Genomic DNA, 18185 nt, shown 5'->3' with positions numbered 1-18185 from the left:
CATGGCCAACTACGACGGCATGACGCCTGGCGAGGTGCTGGCGGATGCCAGCGTGGCCGAGTTCATCAAGGAACTCGGGCTGGGCATCGCCAAGGCGCAGAAGGAACTGGACGACAACTCGGTGCGCCAGATGCAGGCCTTTACCGAGGTTCAAGACTCCCTGGGTGAGCGCTCGCTGCTGGAACTGGGCTTGATGCCCGCCTTCTACCACTATCAGCATGCCGATGTCTCGGTGTCCCTGCAGCTGCGCCTCGAGGTGGGCAAGCGCGACGAGTTTGGTTTCTCTGCCAACGCCAGCCTGGGCGATACTCGCCAGCAGAGCGCCTCGGCGTCGGCCTCCCAATCGGAGAGTGAGAGCGGTACGCGGGTCGAGACACGTCAGGCTCGGCTCGAGTATCGCGCCGATGCGACCGGTACGCTCTCGGTAAACGGAACCCAGGTCGTGCCCTCCGGCCAGGCGCCGCGCGTCCGTCTCGGCAGCCTGCGCGATCAGCTGGTCGGCGGGCAGGGGGTCGAGGCGATGGTCTATTCGCCACCGGCGAACACCCTGGCCATTTCCAGCGATGCCCCCGGCCACCAGGTCATGACGACCTCCCGCTCGGTGGCTTTCACCTTCACCGCCACGGCCAACGGCCTGATCGCCATCCGCGACAATGCCGACACCGACTATGTACTGAATAGCGGTACGACGGTTTCGACCAGTGCCCAGGCGGGCCTCGAGGCCTATGCCGAGCACGTCAAGAGCCAGGTCGACGCGGCCGGTGGTTTCACCACGAAACTTCACCCACCTTATGAGGCGGGAGAGCCTAGCTTCGGCGTCTACTTCGACACCGGCAAGGCGGAGTTTCGCAGCGAGGAAGATCGGCGTGCGCTGACCGTACTCGCGCGCAGCTTTGCTGACATGGGCACTCAAATTCGACTCGAAGGCATGACCGATCGGCAGGGATCCGCCACCAAGAATCTCGAGCTGGGCCGCGAGCGGGGACGTTTCGTCAAGCAGTTCCTCATCGCCAACGGCGTCCGCGAAAGCCAGATCGATCTGGTGGACAGCCAGGGCGAGCAGCGAGCGGCGCGCGCCAACGATGATGACGGCACGCCGAATCAGGACTGGCGGATCACCTGGATCATGACCCCTGAACGCGACTACTACTGGCTTTCGCTGCGCAGCGGGGGCAGTGCCGTGCTGGACGGGGTCGCGCCCGACCGGCAGGACGGAGGCGACGGCAACGGATTCGTGTTCCTGTGGCAACCGACCTCGCCCGACCTGTCGGCGTTCTCCGTCACCGTCGAGGGGCAGGCGTTCGGGCTCAACGGCGCGGCCGTGGCGGGGCATGCGGACAATGCCGCCGAGGCCTATGCGCACCACCTGGCGGCAGCCCTTAATGCCACCGGCTCATTGCGCGCCAACCAGCTGGGTCATGTCGTCGAGGTGATGCGCGCCAGCGATACCTATGAGGTCAAGCTGTTCAGCGCCACCAGCGAACAGCTCGAGCTGACGGGCAGCGAGGGGCTCACCGTAACCCAGCAGTTCTCTCGCTCGCGGTCACGCCAGGTCGAGAGTCGCGAGGGCTCGAGCACCGCCGTGGCGATCGGCATCAGCGTGGACAAGCGGGAGTCTCGGCAGTTCAACATGGCGGTGACCGGCAACAGCCAGATCTCCGCCCGGTTGGCCTCCGTGCCGGCGCCTGAACTTTTCGTCGAGGCGATTCACGCCCTGCAGCGGGAGCGTCGCTCATGAGTGCCGGGACCCAGACGACCCGTGCCCTGGTCACGGCGCCGCTTCCGCAGATCGTCGAACGTCTCGGCATGGCCATCGCCGAGGGGCAGTTCGCCCTTGATCGCAATGCCGTGGAGATGGCCAAGGTGATGGGGGAGACGGAAGTCGAGGTCGGCGGAGAGACCTACAACCTGCTGGCGCTGGGCTTCACGCCGAGCTTCTACGCCTACACCGAGGCGACTGTCGAGGCGCGGCTCAGCTTCACCGTGAGCGAGTCGACCGATACCTCGATCGGTGCCTCTGTGACCGGCGGCGTCAACACCGGGGTCTACATGGCGGCCGCCACCGTCTCGGTCAGCTACGCCAGGAAGTACGCCATGGAGGCCTCCGGCATGTCATCCATCGCGGCCCGGCTGGTGTCGCTGCCCCCGCCCGAGCAGTTCATGGCGCTCCTGCGCCAGCAGCGCAATGCCGACGCCGACAGCGAGTGAGCTGGCCGCACCGGTCAACAATAAAGGAGAACGACCATGAGCATTGGACAGGACCTTCTCGACGTTCCCATGGGGGATATGATCCGCGACATGGCCTTCGCCATCGCGGATAGCCAGTATCAGCTCGATCAGAGCTCGATGCGCACCGCCGAGATGATGGGCGGTCTGCAGTCGGTGATCGATAGCCGAGGCAACCAGACCTTCGACGACAGTCGCGTCTTCTTTGGTTATGAGTACATGACCGTCGAGCAGGCGCTCTACTACGCCATCTTCGACGATTCCCTCACCGGGGCGCTGGACGAGGACTCGATTCGGCTCAAGGAGGTCGTCCTCGAGATCATCGAGGAGATGGCCAAGGCCGAGGGCAGCAGCGCAAGCGCCGTGCAACCGCTCAGAAACTTCAGCCGCGATACCTCAGCGAACGCCGATATCTCCAACGCGCTGGACACCCAGGTAGGAGGGGAGAGGCTGGCCGAAAAGGTGATACGGGTACCGACGCGCCTGTCGATGATGGAGCTCGGCTTCACGCCCACTTTCTATCAGTTCGTCGACACCATCATCGAGGTCAAGATCGCCATCCGCATGACCCGTGAGCGGGCCTACGAGCGCACTACCTCGAACGCCACCAGCGACCGACAGCGCAGTTCCGGCCGCAGCACCCGGGTCGGGTTGACCTGGCCGCCGGGGGTTAAGCGATCGAAGTCCTATCGCAGCAATACTTCCGTGCAGACCACCCAGGTGGATGCTACCTATTCCCAGAAATACAGCTACAGCGCCGAGGGCGCGAGCCTGCTGCGGACCAAGATGGTGCCCGTGCCCCCGCCCGCCGTGCTCACCGAGCGTATCCGTGGCTACATGGAAGTCGAGGAAGAGGCCCGGCGGCGGCGCATGGAAGCCCTCTACCCTGACGCTGATGACGGCGAAGGAGGTCCGTGATGGCCGTAGGACAGGATCTGCTCAACGTCCCCTTCCCGGAGATGGTCAAGTCGATGGGGGTGGGGATCGCCGAGGCGCAGTACGAGCTCGACCTCACCTCGTTGAAGATCGCTCGACTGATGGCTGGCTACGCGCCTGAGGACGAGGAGGAAGGCACGGCCTCCAGCGCGCGTCCCAACCTGGTCAAGATCGGCGATGACAGCCCGGACGGCTACTCGCTGCTGGAGCTGGGTTTCACGCCGACCTTCTACCAGTTCGTGGATACGCTCATCGAGGTCAAGATGTCGATCTCCATGGCCACCGTGAGCGAGAGCAAGCGCAGCAGCACCACGGTCAACGCCTCGGTGAGCGGGAAAGTAGGCTTTCTGTCGGCGAGCGCCAAGATGAAGGTCTCCACCGTCTCGGCCAGCTTCTCGAGCAAGTATCAGTATTCTGCCGAAGGGAGCTCGCTCATGCGCACCAAACTGGTGACTGTGCCCGCGCCGGCCATCCTCGAGGAGCGCATCCGCGCCATGCTGTCCACCGAGTCGGAACCGGAGTAGCCCCATGCCGCGAAACAGCTGGGCTTCCCTTCAGGACGAGGCGGCATCAGATCCGACCTCGGACGACCTGGCGTCGGAGGCCGCATCAACACCCTTGCCGGCTTCACTGGTGGCCCTTCAGCGGGAGCGCGCCGAGCTCGAGGCCAGGATGCAGCGGCTCGCCTCCGGCGGGACCGAGCCCAACGGGAACGCCGATGCCCGCTTTCCCGTCACCCCTCTCTCACAGCGTCGCCGGGCCGATGCCGATTGGGCGTCGCGGCGTGATGCCCTGAGCGATCGCTCGCCGCTGCGCGAGCTCACGCAGGCCCCGGCGAGATCGTTCGAGCCCGCCGACGACGCCCCGTCGCTGCCGCTGCGAACTGGCCAGCGATTGTTGGGCGATCCTCCGTCACGAACCGGGTTGCGCGAGCAGAGCCGATCGTGGATCGACACGGACGCGCTCGATGCCGGCGCGCGTCGCATCACGGGGCCTCTCGAGTCGTGGGAGCGTCGCGGTCGGGAGGCCCTCGAGTCGCCGTTGCCGAGCATGACCACCCCCACGCGCGCCTATGAGACGCGGCGTGAACGGCTGCTCTCGGTGGTGGAGGGGGGCTGCGGCGACCTGGATGAGCGGGCCGAACGTGCCCGGGAAGTGGCGCTTTCGCGCAAGCGATGGCAGCGGCGCGAACAGCAAGCCGATGATCGTCGCCTCACCCGGGCGCGCCAGCAACGACAAGCGCAGGAGGACGAGTCATGAGCCAGGGAGGCCAGATTGCGGCCGATGCGGTCCGCGACATGTTAGTGGGGCTTGCAGATGCCCTGCAGGATGCCCAGGGCACGCTGTCGGAGGCGGCGCGCACTGGTGATGCCGGGCATGGTTACGAGATTCCCTATCTCGATTTCGCCTTCGAGGTGGAGTTTCACGAGGAGGCCGAGGCGAATCAGCCGACCAGGCTGAGACTGCTCCCTAAGGCCCGCCGAGACCACCAGGAGACTGGCCGGGAAACGCGCATCAGCTCGTCGATCTCCGGTCGGCTGGCCACGGTGCCGAGCCATGGTGGGCGCCCGGAGACGCTGCTGGATCTGGACGTGTCCGCCGTGGAGGGGCGCGCCAAGCGTGAGCGGCTGGATATCCAGGTATCCAGCATGGCCGGCGAGCAACAGGGAGGCGTCCCCGTCTCCCTGCAGGTGGATGTCGAGATGACCGAGCAGCTGCTCGGCTATCGGCCCTCGGCCCAGCAGCGCCTGTCGCTGCTGTCATCGCAGCGGCTGACCACTCGTGAGGACGGCAGCGCCCATCTGGTCATCGATCTCGCCTCGCTGCGAGGCAAGCAGGTGGTCGTGCAGGTGGAGTCGCGAGGGGCGATCGGTCGGGTGCTGCTGCCGGGAGATCTTTCATGACCATCAAGCTTCGCGTGACCGCCAGCCTGCTGGACGCCGCCCGAAAGCCCGCCGCCCATCAGGTGGTGGAACTCCAGGTGTATGAGCTCGGAAGGGGATGGCAGGGGCTGAACAGGTCCACGACCAACGACGAGGGTCGCCTTGCCATCGGAACCGGGCTGCAGGGGGAGAGCAAGCTCGCTCCGGTGCTGCGACTGGTCAAGGCGGACACCGACCCGGCGGAAGTCCTGTCACAGCAGGGCAGCTACCACATGGCGCGTAGCATACTGAACGTTTCGTTCGGGGAGGTGATGATGTTGCCGGGCGCCGGCGTATCGGCGCCATCCGTCTCGCGCCGTCGTCCTGAACGGCTCGCCGGAATGAACCTCAATATGGCGGACCTGATGCTGGACACACAGGTCCCTTCCCTGTCGCCCGACAGCCCTCGGCCGGGTGTCGGCACGACGATCGAGTCGACCAGGCCGGAAGTCGGCGGCATGACCCCGGGCATGCTGGAGACGCGCAAGACCGCGGTGGTCATGGAGATGCTCAGCGCCGAGACCGCCAAGCGCGAGCAGCTGCAGGTCCAGGTCGACCTGCGACAAGCGCGCATCCAGGAGCTCGACCAGGCGTTGCATAAGAGTGAGGCGCAAGGTGCGCGCCTGAGTCGTCAGCTCGACCAGCTGCGCAAGACGGTCTCGACATCTCCGCCCATGGAGCGGCTGACCTCGACCATTTCCGGTGCCCTGGACTTGGCACGAGCCGAGCCGGGGATGGAACTGGCGTCTGCCGAGTTGCGCATTCGCGGTCTGGTCATGGAAGGGGGCAAGAATTTCCACCCACTCGACAGTGCGGAGGCCAGGGAGGTGCTGTCGGACAACGTCTCCGAGCTGGTGCTGCGGCTCAATCCACCACGCCAGAGCGGCGCGCCAGCGTCTGCCGAGGTGCCCGACCTGATCGGCCAGACCCTCGAGTCGGCCCGACGTCAGGCCCTGGCCGCGGGGCTTCGGTTGGACGTGATCGAGCGGCATAGCCGGCGTCATCCCTCCGGTGCCATCGTCGAGCAGCGACCTGCACCCGGTGCAGCGCTGTCACAGGCCAACGGGCGAGTCGGGGTCGTGGTCGCCGTGGGATCCGAGACGGAGGAGGCAGGCCATGAGTGATATCAAGCGCTTGATCAACGACACGACGGCCGCGCCACTCGGCCAGATCATCGCCTCGGTGGGGCAGGGGGTGGCACAGGCGCAACGCGCCCTGGACGAGCAGGCGCTGGCTCAGCTGGAAGCGCTGTATCGGGACAGCGATGAGGCGATGGCACTGCTGCGCCGAAGCGGCTGGCAGCCGACCTTCTATACCCTCCCCGAGACCGAGGGGGAAGTGAAGGTGGCGCTCTCGCTCTCCGGTTCGGTCTCCGGGAAAGGGCAGGCGACCCGGCCGGCTGGTTCCTCCCTGGGGCGGGCGGGCGCGTCGCGCATCGCCCTCTATGCGGCCCCCGTGGATGCGGGGTATCAGAATCGCTTCGGTTACCAGGCCACCGTCGGGGCAACGCTGCGCTTCCGTATTGTCCCGGTGCCGCCTCCCCCGGAGGTCGAAGAGTTGCCGATCGTGGCGGTCCCTCGGCTGATCTCCATGCAACGTGATACCGCGCAGGAGCTGCTCGCCGAGTTCCGTCTCGAGATGGAGGTGGATCCGTCTGGCGCCCCCGCGGGAAAGGTGTTGACGCAGGTTCCGTCGCCCGGCGAGGTGCTGCGGCGTGGTGATAGCGTCACGGTCACCCTCGAGTCGGTGCCCGATAGCTGACAAAAACGCCACGACGCGGGCGTCGTGGCGGTATCTTGCTCCTCCCTGGACATCATCCCGATGCCTGTCTCCCTAGGGGGCGTCCCGCCCCCTCGCTTCCCTGGCGACGTTCACGGCAGTGTCCCTTGCCTGTCTTCTCTACTTTCACTGCTTCTCGTGACAGCGGCGTGAAGGCCGGATGACCGCTGAATGACTGCCGAGACGACGCGCGCCGGCAGGCGGGGTTGCCTTCTGGTAGAATCCTGCGCCGTTTCGTCTCAATCCAACTCCTTTTTCGGGAAGCTGTCATGAATGCAGTAATCATTGCGGTGCTGGTGATGGTGGGCCTGTCGCTGGCACGGGTCTCGGTGGTCTTTGCGCTGGTGGTCGGTGCGCTGGTCGGGGGGCTGGTCGGCGGGCTATCCATCGAGGCGACCCTGGCGGCCTTCAACGACGGCGTGGGCGGGGGTGCCAAGGTGGCGCTGGCCTACGCGACCCTGGGGGCGTTTGCCGTGGCGATCTCGCGCGCCGGGCTACCGGACCTGCTGGCGCACCGGCTGATTCGGCTGCTCGGCCAGGAGGCGCCGCCGAGTCGTCAGGCCACCGTGAAATATCTGCTGCTCGGCGCGGTGCTGCTGGTGGCGGTGTCTTCCCAGAACCTGATACCGGTGCATATCGCCTTCATCCCGATCCTCATTCCGCCGCTGCTCAAGGTAATGAACCAGCTGCGCCTGGATCGCCGGGCCGTGGCCTGCGCCCTGACCTTCGGCTTGACCGCCCCCTACATGCTGTTGCCGGTGGGGTTCGGGGCGATATTTCTCAATGACATTCTGCTGGCCAACATCAATCAGGCCGGCGAGGCGCTGGGCCTTGAGATCAGTCGCGGCATGGTGCCCCTGGCCATGGGCGTGCCGGTGGCCGGCATGGCGCTGGGCCTGGTGGTGGCGCTCTTCCTCAGCTATCGCGCGCCGCGTGACTACGAGGCACTGGACGTGGCCACCAGCAACGTTCCCCATCATCAGCCGGAAAGCCAGGCGCCGCATGCGCTGGGGCTGACGATGTCGCTGGCGGCGATCATCGCGGCGCTGGGCATTCAGCTGTATACCGGCTCCATGGTATTGGGCGGTCTGGTGGGCTTTGCACTGCTCTCCCTGGGCGGCATCTTCAAGTGGCGGGAAGCTGACGACCTCTTCACCAGCGGTATGCGCATGATGGCGCTGATCGGCTTCATCATGATCTCCGCCTCGGGTTTTGCCGCGGTGATGAATGCCACCGGACAGATCGAGACCCTGGTGGCCTCCAGCGTCGAGGTGATCGGCGACAACCGCGGCCTTGCTGCGCTGCTGATGCTGCTGGTGGGTCTGTTCATCACGCTGGGTATTGGCTCGTCGTTCTCCACCATTCCGATCATCGCGGCGATCTTCGTGCCTCTGGCGGTGCAGTTCGGCTTCTCGCCGCTGGCGACGGTAGCCCTGGTGGGCACCGCCGCGGCGCTGGGCGATGCCGGCTCGCCGGCCTCGGACTCTACCCTGGGGCCGACCTCAGGGCTCAATGTCGACCGTCAGCACGACCATATCTGGGACAGCGTGGTGCCGACCTTCCTGCACTACAATATCCCGCTGATCGCGTTCGGCTGGCTGGCGGCGATGACCCTCTGATCGGGCTTTCTGCGATTGTGTCTTCTGCGAAAACGACGACGGCGGCCCAAGGCCGCCGTCGTCGTTTCTGTCCGTCACGCGTCGGGCAGGTGGTTTTCCAGGGAGGCCAGCAGGCCGCGCAGCAGCGAGAGCTCGCGTCGGGAAGGCTGGGCCCGGGCGAACAGGGCCTCGAGTTGGTCCTCGGTGCGGGCATGAGGCTGGGTGATGAACCCGCTGTGACGCATCACTCGGCGCAGGTGGTCGTGGAAGTGCCCGAGCTGCTCGCGCGTCGGCTGGCGCTCCTGCGACGGCCGAGGGGGCAGGTAGCCGCTGTCGGGGCGGCGCCGCCAGGCGGTGAAGAGCTCATGAGCGAGCACCTGCACCGCCTGGGAGAGGTTGAGAATGCCGTAGTCGGGATTGGCGGGGATGCTCACCTGGTGGCTGCAGCAGCGGATCTCATCGTTGGTCAGGCCGAAGCGCTCGCGGCCGAACACCAGCGCGACCGGGTCGTGGCTGGCCTGCTCCATCAGTTCCCGAGCCATCTCGTCCGGCTCGTCGAAGTGGGGCAGTGGCAGGCTGCGCAGCCGGGCGCTGGCCCCTACCACCTGGACGCAGTCCGATACGGCTTCCTCGAGTGAGCCGACTATCCGGGCATTTTCCACCAGATCTTCGGCGCCCGCAGCCAGTCGCGAGGCCTCGGAGTCGGGGAACTGCCGGGGGTTGACCAGCACCAGGTCGGTCAGGCCCATGGTCTTCATGGCCCGCGCCGAGGCGCCGATATTGCCGGGGTGGTAGGTCTGTACGAGGACGATGCGGATGTTAGATAGCATGGGCGGGCGACTGGTGTCAGGTAATGAGCGGAGGGTGGGTATCTTACATCGCCAAGCCGCCAAGCCGCCAAGCCGCCAAGCCGCCAAGCCGCCAAGCGGCGATGCTTCCTTGCGACTTTCTACTTTTTGCTTGCTACTTGAACCGCGCCCCTCGCCCCTCGCCCCTCGCCCGTGACGTAAAAAACCCCGCCGGTCTCCCGGCGGGGTTCGTCTCGGGCCTTGCCTGGAAGGGCAGGGCCTGGGGCAGGGGGCTGATTACATCATGCCGCCCATACCACCCATGCCACCCATACCGCTCATGTCCGGCGCGGCTTCCTTCTCGTCCGGGTCGTCGGCGATCATGCACTCGGTGGTGATCATGAGGCCGGCGACGGAGCCAGCGGACTGCAGGGCTGAACGGGTCACCTTGGCCGGGTCCAGCACGCCCATCTCGAACATGTCGCCGAACTCGCCGGTCTGGGCGTTGTAGCCGTAGTTGCCTTCGCCTTCCTTCACCTTGTTGAGGATGACCGAGGCTTCCTGACCGGCGTTGGTGACGATCTGACGCAGCGGGGCTTCCATGGCGCGCAGCGCCAGGGCGATGCCGTGGCTCTGGTCCTCGTTTTCACCCTTGAGGCCCGTCAGCTTGGTCAGCACGCGCACCAGGGCAGTACCGCCCCCGGGCACCACGCCTTCCTCGACGGCGGCGCGGGTGGAGTGCAAGGCATCCTCGACGCGCGCCTTCTTCTCCTTCATCTCGATCTCGGTGGCGGCACCGACACGGATGACGGCCACGCCGCCGGCGAGCTTGGCAACGCGCTCCTGGAGCTTCTCGCGATCGTAGTCGGAGGACGTCTCCTCGATCTGGGCGCGGATCTGACCGACGCGTGCCTCGATGTCGCCGTCCTGGCCGGCGCCGTCGATGATGGTGGTGTTCTCCTTGGACATGGTCACGCGCTTGGCGGTGCCCAGGTGGTCCAGGGTCGCCTGCTCGAGGGTCAGGCCGACTTCCTCGGAGATCACGGTGCCACCGGTGAGGATGGCGATGTCCTGCAGCATGGCCTTGCGGCGGTCACCGAAGCCCGGTGCCTTGGCAGCCGCGACCTTGACGATGCCACGCATGGTGTTGACCACCAGCGTCGCCAGGGCCTCGCCTTCGATGTCCTCGGCGATGATCACCAGCGGCTTGCCGGCCTTGGCGACAGCTTCCAGCGTCGGCAGCAGCTCGCGGATGTTGGAGATCTTCTTGTCGACCAGCAGGATGTAGGGGTCTTCGAGCTCGACCGCCATGGTGTCCTGGTTGGTGACGAAGTAGGGCGACAGGTAGCCACGGTCGAACTGCATGCCTTCCACGACATCCAGCTCGTCCTCGAAGCCGCGACCCTCGTCGACGGTGATCACGCCTTCCTTGCCGACCTTCTCCATGGCGTCGGCGATGATCTCACCGATGCGCTTGTCGCCGTTGGCGGAGATAGTGCCGACCTGGGCGATCGCCTTGGAGTCAGTGCATGGCACGGACAGTTCCTGGACGCCCTCGACGGCGGCGGTCACCGCCTGGTCGATGCCGCGCTTGAGGTCCATCGGGTTCATGCCCGCCGTCACGGCCTTCATGCCTTCGGTGACGATGGTCTGGGCCAGCACGGTCGCGGTGGTGGTGCCGTCACCGGCAACGTCAGAGGTTTTGGAAGCGACTTCCTTGACCATCTGGGCGCCCATGTTCTCAAACTTGTCCTTGAGCTCGATCTCCTTGGCCACGGAGACGCCGTCCTTGGTCACGGTGGGGGCACCGAAGGACTTTTCCAGCACCACGTTGCGGCCTTTCGGCCCCAGGGTGACCTTTACGGCATTGGCCAGGACATCGACGCCGCGCGCCATACGCTTGCGGGAATCATCGGAGAACTTGACTTGTTTTGCTGCCATTTTCGTTTGCTTCCTGTGAGTTCGTGAACGTCAGTATCGAGCAGTTGCGGGTCGTGTATCCGGAATCAGCCTTCGACGACGGCCAGGATGTCGGACTCGCTCATGATCAGCACTTCCTCGCCGTCGATCTTTTGCTTCTCGACGCCGAAGCCCTCTTTAAAGATCACGGTGTCGCCGACCTTGACGTCGAGGGGACGGACGTCGCCGCTGTCGAGAATCCGGCCGTTACCGACGGCCAGGACTTCACCGCGCGTAGGCTTTTCCTGGGCGTTTCCCGGAAGCACGATGCCGCCAGCGGTCTTCTGTTCTTCTTCAACGCGACGGATCACGACGCGATCGTGCAAGGGACGGATGTTCATTGCTCACGTTCTCCTGATGGTTTGCAGTGCCAGGGCAGGGCCCGGGCGGTTTTCATCATCAACCCGCAGTCCTGCTGCGGGGTGGAGGCGGAAATCGCCTTCCTTGTCGTTGGCCCGGGGGTGTCCCCGTGCCGAATCCTGATGCTGTCGGATAAGTGGGGCTCAGCATTGGGCTTTCAAGGCCCTGCGCGAAAATTTTTTACGTCGCGCTCAGCGTGAGTCGTCACGCGAGATGAACTCGCCCTCCAGGGGCTCCTCCTGGTGTTCCCCGTGGGCCTGCTGGTTCGGCCCACCAGCGTCTTGCGAGCCATCGTGGCGACGCTTCGGACCGGCCTGCTGCCAGTCGGCATCGGTGCCCCGGCGGGGCCGATACGTCTCGGCGTGCAGGTGCAGGCCCTTCATTCGAATGCCCACCCAGCCAAGCAGCCTACCCAGCAGGCGTCGAGCATTCGGGATCAGACACATGAAGCCCAGCGTGTCGGAGACAAAACCCGGCGCCATCAGCAGGGCGCCACCGAAGATCAGGGCCGCGCCGGTCAGTAATTCGCCTGAGGGAACTTCGCCCTGGGCCATGCGCTCCTGGGCACGGGCAAAGGTCGCTACGCCCTCACGGCGAATCAGGTGCAGGCCGATGAATCCGGTGGCCAGCACCAGCAGCAGGGTGCTCAGTAACCCGATTTCGCTGCCAACCGAGAAGAGGATGACGAAGTCGAGTAGCGCGAACAGCGTGAAGGCGACGAGAAAAGGCATGATGACTCCGCGTATGACAGTTCGGCTGGTGATGGGGGCGTCGCAGGCAAATTCAAGCCGACAGGGTGTCACGCCAGGGTCATGGAATCTCTTTCCATGATTCGCTATGGTAATGATGCAGTGCATCATAGCCATGCAGTGCTGATACCGGTTGCCGTTGTCGGCAGCCGCTCGATAAGCGCGCTGTCAGTGCAATTTCCCATTCCCGGAGAAGTGCCCGTCAGCTACCTCTCCCTGAAGGGAGAGGCTTGTGAAAGCAAGCCCGGCTGACCAGGGAAAGCGGTAGCCAACCCGCTACGTTGGTAACAGGTCGTCAAGACCCACCCCGCCGTGCTTCCTCAGCGGCGGGCTCTGGAAGGTCAGGATCATGCTGCGGTACGCCGCCCGGGCGCAAGGTAAAACGCCGAAGGTTCTGATCGCTGCGGCAACGCAGGAGCCGGTTATCGACATTCCCGAGGGGAGACGGGCCGACAGGCCCGCGACACCAGGCCCGTAAGGGCATTGATAGGGAGAAAATCGCATGGCGGTTTTCGTATTGGATAAACAGAAGCGGCCCTTGATGCCGTGCAGCGAGAAACGCGCCCGGCTGCTGCTGGCGCGGGGTCGGGCGGTGGTGCATAAGCGCTATCCGTTCACGATCCGGCTCAAGGAACGGGTGGCTGGCGACACCCAGCCGCTGCGACTCGGCATCGACCCCGGCAGCAAGACCTCTGGGCTGGCGCTGGTGCGCGAGGATGCCGAGGATCGTCATATCCTGTGCCTGTTTGATCTTGTCCATCGTGGCTTCCAGATCAAAAAGGCACTGGTGCAGCGAGCTTCATTTCGGCGTCGCCGTCGCTCAGCTAACCTTCGGTATCGGGCGCCGCGCTTCGACAACCGCACCCGACCCAACGGTTGGCTGGCCCCCAGCCTGAAGCACCGTGTCGATACCGTCACGGCCTGGGTGAACCGGCTAACGCGACTGGCGCCGATCACTGCCATCAGTCAGGAGTTGGTGCGCTTTGATACGCAGAAGCTGGAAAACCCGGAGATCAGTGGTGTCGAGCACCAGCAGGGTTCGCTGCTCGGCTACGAGGTGCGCGAATACCTGCTGGAAAAGTGGGGACGCGAGTGCGCCTACTGTGGCGACCAGGACACCCCACTGGAGGTCGAGCATGTGGTACCTCGCGCTCACGGTGGCTCGCACCGCGTCAGCAACCTGACGCTGGCCTGCCACGCCTGCAACCAGGGCAAAGGCAACGGCACGCTGGACGCCTTCTTCACCACCGACAAGGGGCTCAAGAAGCGACTCAAGGCCAACAGTCTGTCGGCGGATGCTCGGCTGGCGCGCGTGCAACGTGAGCTCAAGCGCCCGCTGCGGGATGCCAGCGCCGTCAACGCGACACGCTGGGCACTGTTCAACGCCCTCAAGGCCACCGGTCTGCCGGTGACAGCAGGTAGTGGTGGGCGCACCAGGTACAACCGCCAGCGCCTCGGCATTCCCAAGACCCACGCCCTCGATGCCGCCTGCGTCGGTCCATTCGGCCGGCTGCATGGCGAGAACTGCCCCACGCAGGTCATCAAGGGCACCGGGCGCGGCAGCTATCAGCGAACCCGATTGACCCGGCACGGCTTCCCGCATGGCTATCTAATGCGGCAAAAGCAGGTTCGCGGTTTTCAGACGGGCGACATGGTGCGGGCGATTATCACCACCGGCAAGAAAGCCGGAACCCACACCGGACGAGTCGCTGTGCGTAAAACAGGAAGCTTCAACATCCAAACCGAGCAGGGGGTCGTGCAGGGCATTTCGCACAAGCACTGCTTGCTGATCCAACGCGGTGATGGCTACGGCTACCACCTCACCTCATCCATTCAACCAAAGGGAGGAGCGGGGCAGGCGGTAGTGTAACAGGTCGCCCTGTGGGCGACGCGCTATCCCTCCCGGCACTGAAAGTACCGGGTATCCCGCGCAAATTCTGATGAAACTCGACAATACCGTTATTGCTATCACCGGTGGTGCCCGCGGCCTCGGCCTTGCCATGGCCAAGCGGCTGGGTAGCCAGGGAGCGAGGCTGGCCCTCTTGGACATGGACGGCGATTCCCTCGATGATGCTGTCTCCGACCTTCATGCCGACGGAATCGAGGCTCGAGGCTTCATGGTGAACGTGGCCGACGAGGCGTCGGTGAAGCAGGCATTTGGCGATATTGCCACGTCGCTGGCTCCAATCCATGGCCTGGTCAACAACGCCGGTATCGTGAAAGACGGCCTGCTGGTCAAGGCCAAGGACGGCAAGGTAGAGAAGACCCTGCCGCTCGATAAATGGCAGCAGGTGATCGACGTCAACCTGACGGGGGTCTTCCTCTGCGGGCGCGAGGCATCGGTGCAGATGATCGAGGCGGGCCACCGGGGCGTCATCGTCAATATCTCGAGCATCTCACGGGCCGGCAATATGGGGCAGAGCAACTATGCCGCGGCCAAGGCGGGTGTCGTGGCGCTCACCACCACCTGGGCATCGGAATTGGCACGTTACGGCATTCGCGTGGGGGCGGTAGCACCGGGCTTCATCGAGACGGAGATGACCGCTTCGATGCGTCAGGATATGCTCGACAAGTTGACGGCAGGGGTGCCCCTGGGTCGGCTTGGCGACCCCCAGGACATTGCCGAGAGCGTGGCGTTCGTCATGACCAACGACTATTTCACTGGCCGGGTGATCGAATGCGATGGGGGACTGCGCCTCTGACCGGGCATTGTCGGCTCGACGAGTAACGCCGGTCAGAGTGACGACCGGCGTCATGGATTGATGCCCTCAGAAGGTCACCTGGTCGGCCAGGCCTTCCACGGTGGCCTCGCCGATGCCACTCACGCGTGTCAGATCCTCGGCGCTCGCATAGGGACCATTTGCCTCTCTGTCCTCGATGATCGCTGCCGCACGCGTCTCTCCGATGCCCGGGAGTTCGGCAAGCAACTCGGCGTCGGCACTGTTGATGTTGATCGGCTCCATCTCCTGGGCCAGGACCTGGCCGGCGATGAAGGGGGAAAGGCCCAGCAGCATGACCAGCAGCAGTCCGGGCAGGCGTTGCCTAATGACGCTCTTCATGATCCCTCTCCTTGTTCCTGGATGGTCGTGGTCGACACACGACGCGCCGACCTGCCCCTTTCAAGCTAGTGGGCTCCCGCTATTGCTCATGTCAGCGATTTCCGCCACATCATGTAAGTGATTGCCGAAAGGAAAGCGACGACATTGCGGACATGCGCTGTCAGCCATGACTGATATACTTGCCGGGTCATCTGTCCGCCAGGAGCCTGCTCGTGCCCACCGCTTCACCCCTGATCATCGCTCTCGACTATGCTTCCCTGGATGCCGCGCTGTGCATGGCCGACCGGCTCGATCCGTCGCGGTGCCGGCTCAAGGTAGGCAAGGAACTCTTTACCCGCAGTGGTCCTGACGTGATCGATGCCCTGCATGGCCGTGGCTTCGAGATATTCCTCGATCTCAAGTTTCATGATATTCCCAATACCGTGGCCGGGGCGGTCCAGGCCGCGGCTGAGCAGGGCGTGTGGATGGTCAATGTCCATGCCAGCGGTGGCCGCCGCATGATGACGGCGGCGCGGGAGCGCTTGGACAATCAGGGGCTGGCAACTCACCTGATTGCGGTGACGGTGCTGACCAGCATGGAGACCGCCGACCTGGCTGAGGTGGGTGTCGAGGCGTCGGCTGCCGACCAGGTCGAGCGCCTGGCCGCATTGGCTCGTGATAGTGGCATGGACGGCGTGGTTTGTTCGGCGCAGGAAGCGTCGCGACTGCGTGCGCACTGTGGCGAAGATTTTCTCAAGGTCACGCCTGGCATTCGCCCGAGTTTTGCCGTGGCGGGGGATCAGCGTCGCGTCATGACCCCGGCCGATGCCATGGCGGCTGGCAGTACCCACCTGGTGGTGGGGCGCCCGGTGACCCAGGCGGAAGAGCCGATGGCAGCCCTGGCCGCTATCGAGCGCGAGCTTCCGGGGGCTGAGCCCGGCTACTGACACTCGATGCCGGTGATTGGCTTGGTGGTGCCCCAACTGCGACAGCGGGGGCACTGCCAGTGCAGGCGTTCGCCGGAGAAGCCGCAGCGCCGGCAGCGGTGGCGGGGCAGCGCCTGAACCAGGCTGTGAGTGTGGTGCTGCAGCAGTGCGAGGCGCTCGTCCTCCTCGCCATTGGCATTGTATCGGTAGAGGTTCAGCAGGTAGTGCATCGCGCCCAGGCTCGGGGCATGGTCGAGCCGCTCGGTGACCAGCGCCAGGGCATCCCGGTCGTTACCCTGATGGTGGCGCAGCGCCTCGGCCAGCCGTGTGATCACGCTGGTGCAGGGCGTCTGCTCGAGAAGCTCCTGCAGGCAGCGGATCAGGCCCGCTTCGTCATCCAGCAAGCGGTAGGCGCGGGTCAAAGGCTCGAGAATGGCGGGGGTGAAAGCAGGGTCCTGATCGGGAACTCGCCTGAGCAGCCGGATGGCCGCCTTGTACTGGCCGGTATCGTGCTCCATGTCCGCCAGCAGCAGGTTGGCACGCACGCAGTGCGGATCGGTGTTCAGTGCCTGGCGTAGGTGGCGCCTGGCCAGTGCAGGGCTGGCCGAATGCCGTTCCTGATCGGCAAGCTCACACAGCCAGTGCGCGGCGGCTCTGCGGATGTCGTCGTACTGTCGTACCAGTCGAGGCAGGGCGACATCCAGTGCAGCCTGCCACTCGCCCTCGCGCTCCAGCAGGTCGACCAGCAAGCGCCGCGACGCGTCACGCAGTTCGTCATCCAGACTGTCGCGCACTAGGCCCTGCAGCAATCGTTCGGCACGGTCGAGCAGTCCCAGGGCGAGGAAGTCGCGGGACAGCTCGAGCTGCACCCGGTCGCTCTGCTCGGGGGTCAGGGTCGGGCGGGCGAGCAGGTTCTGGTGGATCTTCAGGGCGCGATCTGGCTCGCCACGGGTGCGGAAGAGGTTGCCCAGTGCCAGGTGTGTCTCGATGGTGTCGCTGTTGACTTCGAGCGCGCCGATGAAGGTCTCGATGGCCCGATCTTGCTGATCGTTGAGCAGGTAGTTGAGGCCGACGAAGTAGTCCCGCGACAGTGCCGGCGACGGTGATTTCCTGCCGCTGCCCTGGCACTCCCGGCGGCCTAGCCACCAGCCGATGGCGACGGCTACTACCAGCAGGGCCAGCAGGAAAACATCGGGCATTCTAGGGGAGTTCCTTCATCTCCTGGACGCGCAGGCGGTCGAGTTCCTTGCGCTGCTGCTGGTTATGCCGCTGGGCACGGGTCAGCAGTGTGCGCAGGCGCAGGTAGATGCCAGTCATGGCGAGCATTCCCAGCAGCACGCCTACGGCCAGCGATGCCAGAAGCCAGACGGAGAGCGAGGCTGCAGGCAGCTCGATCCAGATCAGGTTGAGGGGCAGGGCCTGCTGGTTGTTGACGGCAAAGAGGATGCCGATCAGTAACACCACCAGCAGGATGATGGCCAGGATCAGGCCTTTTAGCCAACGCATGTGCTTGTTCCCATGTCGGTTGAAGGAGAGACGGCGATCGCGGGGCGCCGTTCAGTAGCCGAGCGCGCGGCTGGCATCTACCTGTTCGCGCAGCTCCTTGCCGGGCTTGAAGTGTGGCACGAACTTGCCGTCGAGTGCGACTGGTTCCCCTGTCTTGGGGTTGCGACCCACGCGCGGCTCCCGATAATGGAGGGAGAAGCTGCCGAAGCCGCGGATCTCCACGCGTCCTCCCTCGGCCAGGGTGTCGGTGATGTCATCGAGGATCAGGCGGACCGCTGCCTCGACCTCCTTGACCGACAGCTCTGGCTGTCGCATGGCGATCTGTTCGATCAGTTCAGACTTGGTCATCTGTTCTACTCCGTGCAGCCCTGCCTGGGTCAATGCGATCCCGGCGTTGT

Annotated in this window: 20 protein-coding genes; 12 read left to right on the top strand and 8 right to left on the bottom strand. The window is 64.9% G+C overall.

The window, feature by feature from the left end; translation table 11 throughout:
• Position 1 precedes the first annotated feature (1 nt).
• The 9 genes from FHR95_RS04030 to FHR95_RS03990 all read left to right on the top strand — a co-directional run bounded on the left by FHR95_RS04030 (position 2) and on the right by FHR95_RS03990 (position 8482).
• Positions 2-1738, top strand: a complete 1737-nt coding sequence (locus FHR95_RS04030) for an OmpA family protein (RefSeq protein WP_183313462.1) — start codon at positions 2-4, stop codon at positions 1736-1738.
• The gene (locus FHR95_RS04025; RefSeq protein WP_183313461.1) at positions 1735-2208 is read left to right on the top strand and encodes a hypothetical protein; all 474 of its coding nucleotides are present in this window, start codon (positions 1735-1737) and stop codon (positions 2206-2208) included. Before FHR95_RS04030 ends, FHR95_RS04025 begins: the two co-directional genes overlap by 4 nt.
• 36 nt (positions 2209-2244) lie before the next feature.
• A complete protein-coding gene (locus FHR95_RS04020; RefSeq protein ID WP_183313460.1) occupies positions 2245-3144 on the top strand; it encodes a hypothetical protein in 900 nt (299 codons plus the stop codon).
• Entirely contained in the window at positions 3144-3686 is a 543-nt protein-coding gene (locus FHR95_RS04015; protein ID WP_183313459.1) for a hypothetical protein, read from the top strand. Before FHR95_RS04020 ends, FHR95_RS04015 begins: the two co-directional genes overlap by 1 nt.
• A gap of 4 nt (positions 3687-3690) precedes the next feature.
• Positions 3691-4422: a hypothetical protein gene (locus tag FHR95_RS04010; protein WP_183313458.1), complete on the top strand. Its 732-nt coding sequence runs from the start codon at positions 3691-3693 to the stop codon at positions 4420-4422.
• Positions 4419-5066 (top strand): hypothetical protein, encoded by a 648-nt coding sequence (locus tag FHR95_RS04005; RefSeq protein ID WP_183313457.1) that lies wholly within the window; start codon positions 4419-4421, stop codon positions 5064-5066. Before FHR95_RS04010 ends, FHR95_RS04005 begins: the two co-directional genes overlap by 4 nt.
• Positions 5063-6208 carry a PASTA domain-containing protein gene (locus FHR95_RS04000; protein ID WP_183313456.1) on the top strand — a complete coding sequence of 382 codons (1146 nt, stop codon included), beginning with the start codon at positions 5063-5065 and terminating at the stop codon, positions 6206-6208. The genes FHR95_RS04005 and FHR95_RS04000 overlap by 4 nt, the downstream gene beginning before the upstream one ends.
• The gene (locus FHR95_RS03995; protein WP_183313455.1) at positions 6201-6845 is read left to right on the top strand and encodes a PASTA domain-containing protein; all 645 of its coding nucleotides are present in this window, start codon (positions 6201-6203) and stop codon (positions 6843-6845) included. The genes FHR95_RS04000 and FHR95_RS03995 overlap by 8 nt, the downstream gene beginning before the upstream one ends.
• 287 nt (positions 6846-7132) lie before the next feature.
• Entirely contained in the window at positions 7133-8482 is a 1350-nt protein-coding gene (locus tag FHR95_RS03990) for a Na+/H+ antiporter family protein (protein ID WP_183313454.1), read from the top strand.
• A gap of 74 nt (positions 8483-8556) precedes the next feature.
• On the opposite strand, the gene FHR95_RS03985 is transcribed toward FHR95_RS03990, so the two are convergent.
• The 4 genes from FHR95_RS03985 to FHR95_RS03970 all read right to left on the bottom strand — a co-directional run bounded on the left by FHR95_RS03985 (position 8557) and on the right by FHR95_RS03970 (position 12299).
• Positions 8557-9291 (bottom strand): RNA methyltransferase, encoded by a 735-nt coding sequence (locus FHR95_RS03985; protein ID WP_183313453.1) that lies wholly within the window; start codon positions 9289-9291, stop codon positions 8557-8559.
• Between the two features lie 255 nt (positions 9292-9546).
• A complete protein-coding gene (groL, locus tag FHR95_RS03980; protein ID WP_040187203.1) occupies positions 9547-11190 on the bottom strand; it encodes a chaperonin GroEL in 1644 nt (547 codons plus the stop codon).
• Between the two features lie 65 nt (positions 11191-11255).
• Entirely contained in the window at positions 11256-11549 is a 294-nt protein-coding gene (locus tag FHR95_RS03975) for a co-chaperone GroES (RefSeq protein WP_040187202.1), read from the bottom strand.
• 210 nt (positions 11550-11759) lie between these two features.
• Complete coding sequence (locus tag FHR95_RS03970; RefSeq protein ID WP_183313452.1) at positions 11760-12299, bottom strand: FxsA family protein; 540 nt, start codon at positions 12297-12299, stop codon at positions 11760-11762.
• Positions 12300-12819: 520 nt separating this feature from the next.
• Here FHR95_RS03970 and iscB point away from each other — a divergent pair.
• Both iscB and FHR95_RS03960 read left to right on the top strand, forming a co-directional pair.
• Positions 12820-14187 carry an RNA-guided endonuclease IscB gene (iscB, locus tag FHR95_RS03965; protein WP_183313451.1) on the top strand — a complete coding sequence of 456 codons (1368 nt, stop codon included), beginning with the start codon at positions 12820-12822 and terminating at the stop codon, positions 14185-14187.
• A gap of 70 nt (positions 14188-14257) precedes the next feature.
• Positions 14258-15019, top strand: coding sequence for an SDR family oxidoreductase (locus tag FHR95_RS03960; protein ID WP_183313450.1), 762 nt, complete (start codon positions 14258-14260; stop codon positions 15017-15019).
• 66 nt (positions 15020-15085) lie between these two features.
• Here FHR95_RS03960 and FHR95_RS03955 read toward each other — a convergent pair whose 3' ends face one another.
• Positions 15086-15376, bottom strand: coding sequence for a ComEA family DNA-binding protein (locus FHR95_RS03955; RefSeq protein ID WP_425485260.1), 291 nt, complete (start codon positions 15374-15376; stop codon positions 15086-15088).
• Positions 15377-15588: 212 nt separating this feature from the next.
• Here FHR95_RS03955 and pyrF point away from each other — a divergent pair, with 212 nt between their 5' ends.
• Positions 15589-16302, top strand: coding sequence for an orotidine-5'-phosphate decarboxylase (gene pyrF / locus FHR95_RS03950; protein ID WP_183313449.1), 714 nt, complete (start codon positions 15589-15591; stop codon positions 16300-16302).
• On the opposite strand, the gene lapB is transcribed toward pyrF, so the two are convergent.
• The 3 genes from lapB to FHR95_RS03935 are packed head-to-tail and all read right to left on the bottom strand — an operon-like array spanning position 16296 to position 18135.
• Complete coding sequence (lapB, locus tag FHR95_RS03945) at positions 16296-17480, bottom strand: lipopolysaccharide assembly protein LapB (RefSeq protein WP_183313448.1); 1185 nt, start codon at positions 17478-17480, stop codon at positions 16296-16298. The genes pyrF and lapB overlap by 7 nt on opposite strands.
• Position 17481: 1 nt before the next feature.
• Positions 17482-17787 (bottom strand): lipopolysaccharide assembly protein LapA domain-containing protein, encoded by a 306-nt coding sequence (locus FHR95_RS03940; protein WP_040187192.1) that lies wholly within the window; start codon positions 17785-17787, stop codon positions 17482-17484.
• A 51-nt stretch (positions 17788-17838) separates the two neighbouring features.
• Positions 17839-18135: an integration host factor subunit beta gene (locus FHR95_RS03935; RefSeq protein WP_040187190.1), complete on the bottom strand. Its 297-nt coding sequence runs from the start codon at positions 18133-18135 to the stop codon at positions 17839-17841.
• Between the last annotated feature and the right edge of the window lie 50 nt (positions 18136-18185).

Source organism: Halomonas fontilapidosi (assembly GCF_014192285.1).
Lineage (GTDB): Bacteria > Pseudomonadota > Gammaproteobacteria > Pseudomonadales > Halomonadaceae > Halomonas > Halomonas fontilapidosi.
Note: the sequence above shows the minus strand (reverse complement) of the source record. Positions and strands in the feature narration are given on the sequence as shown.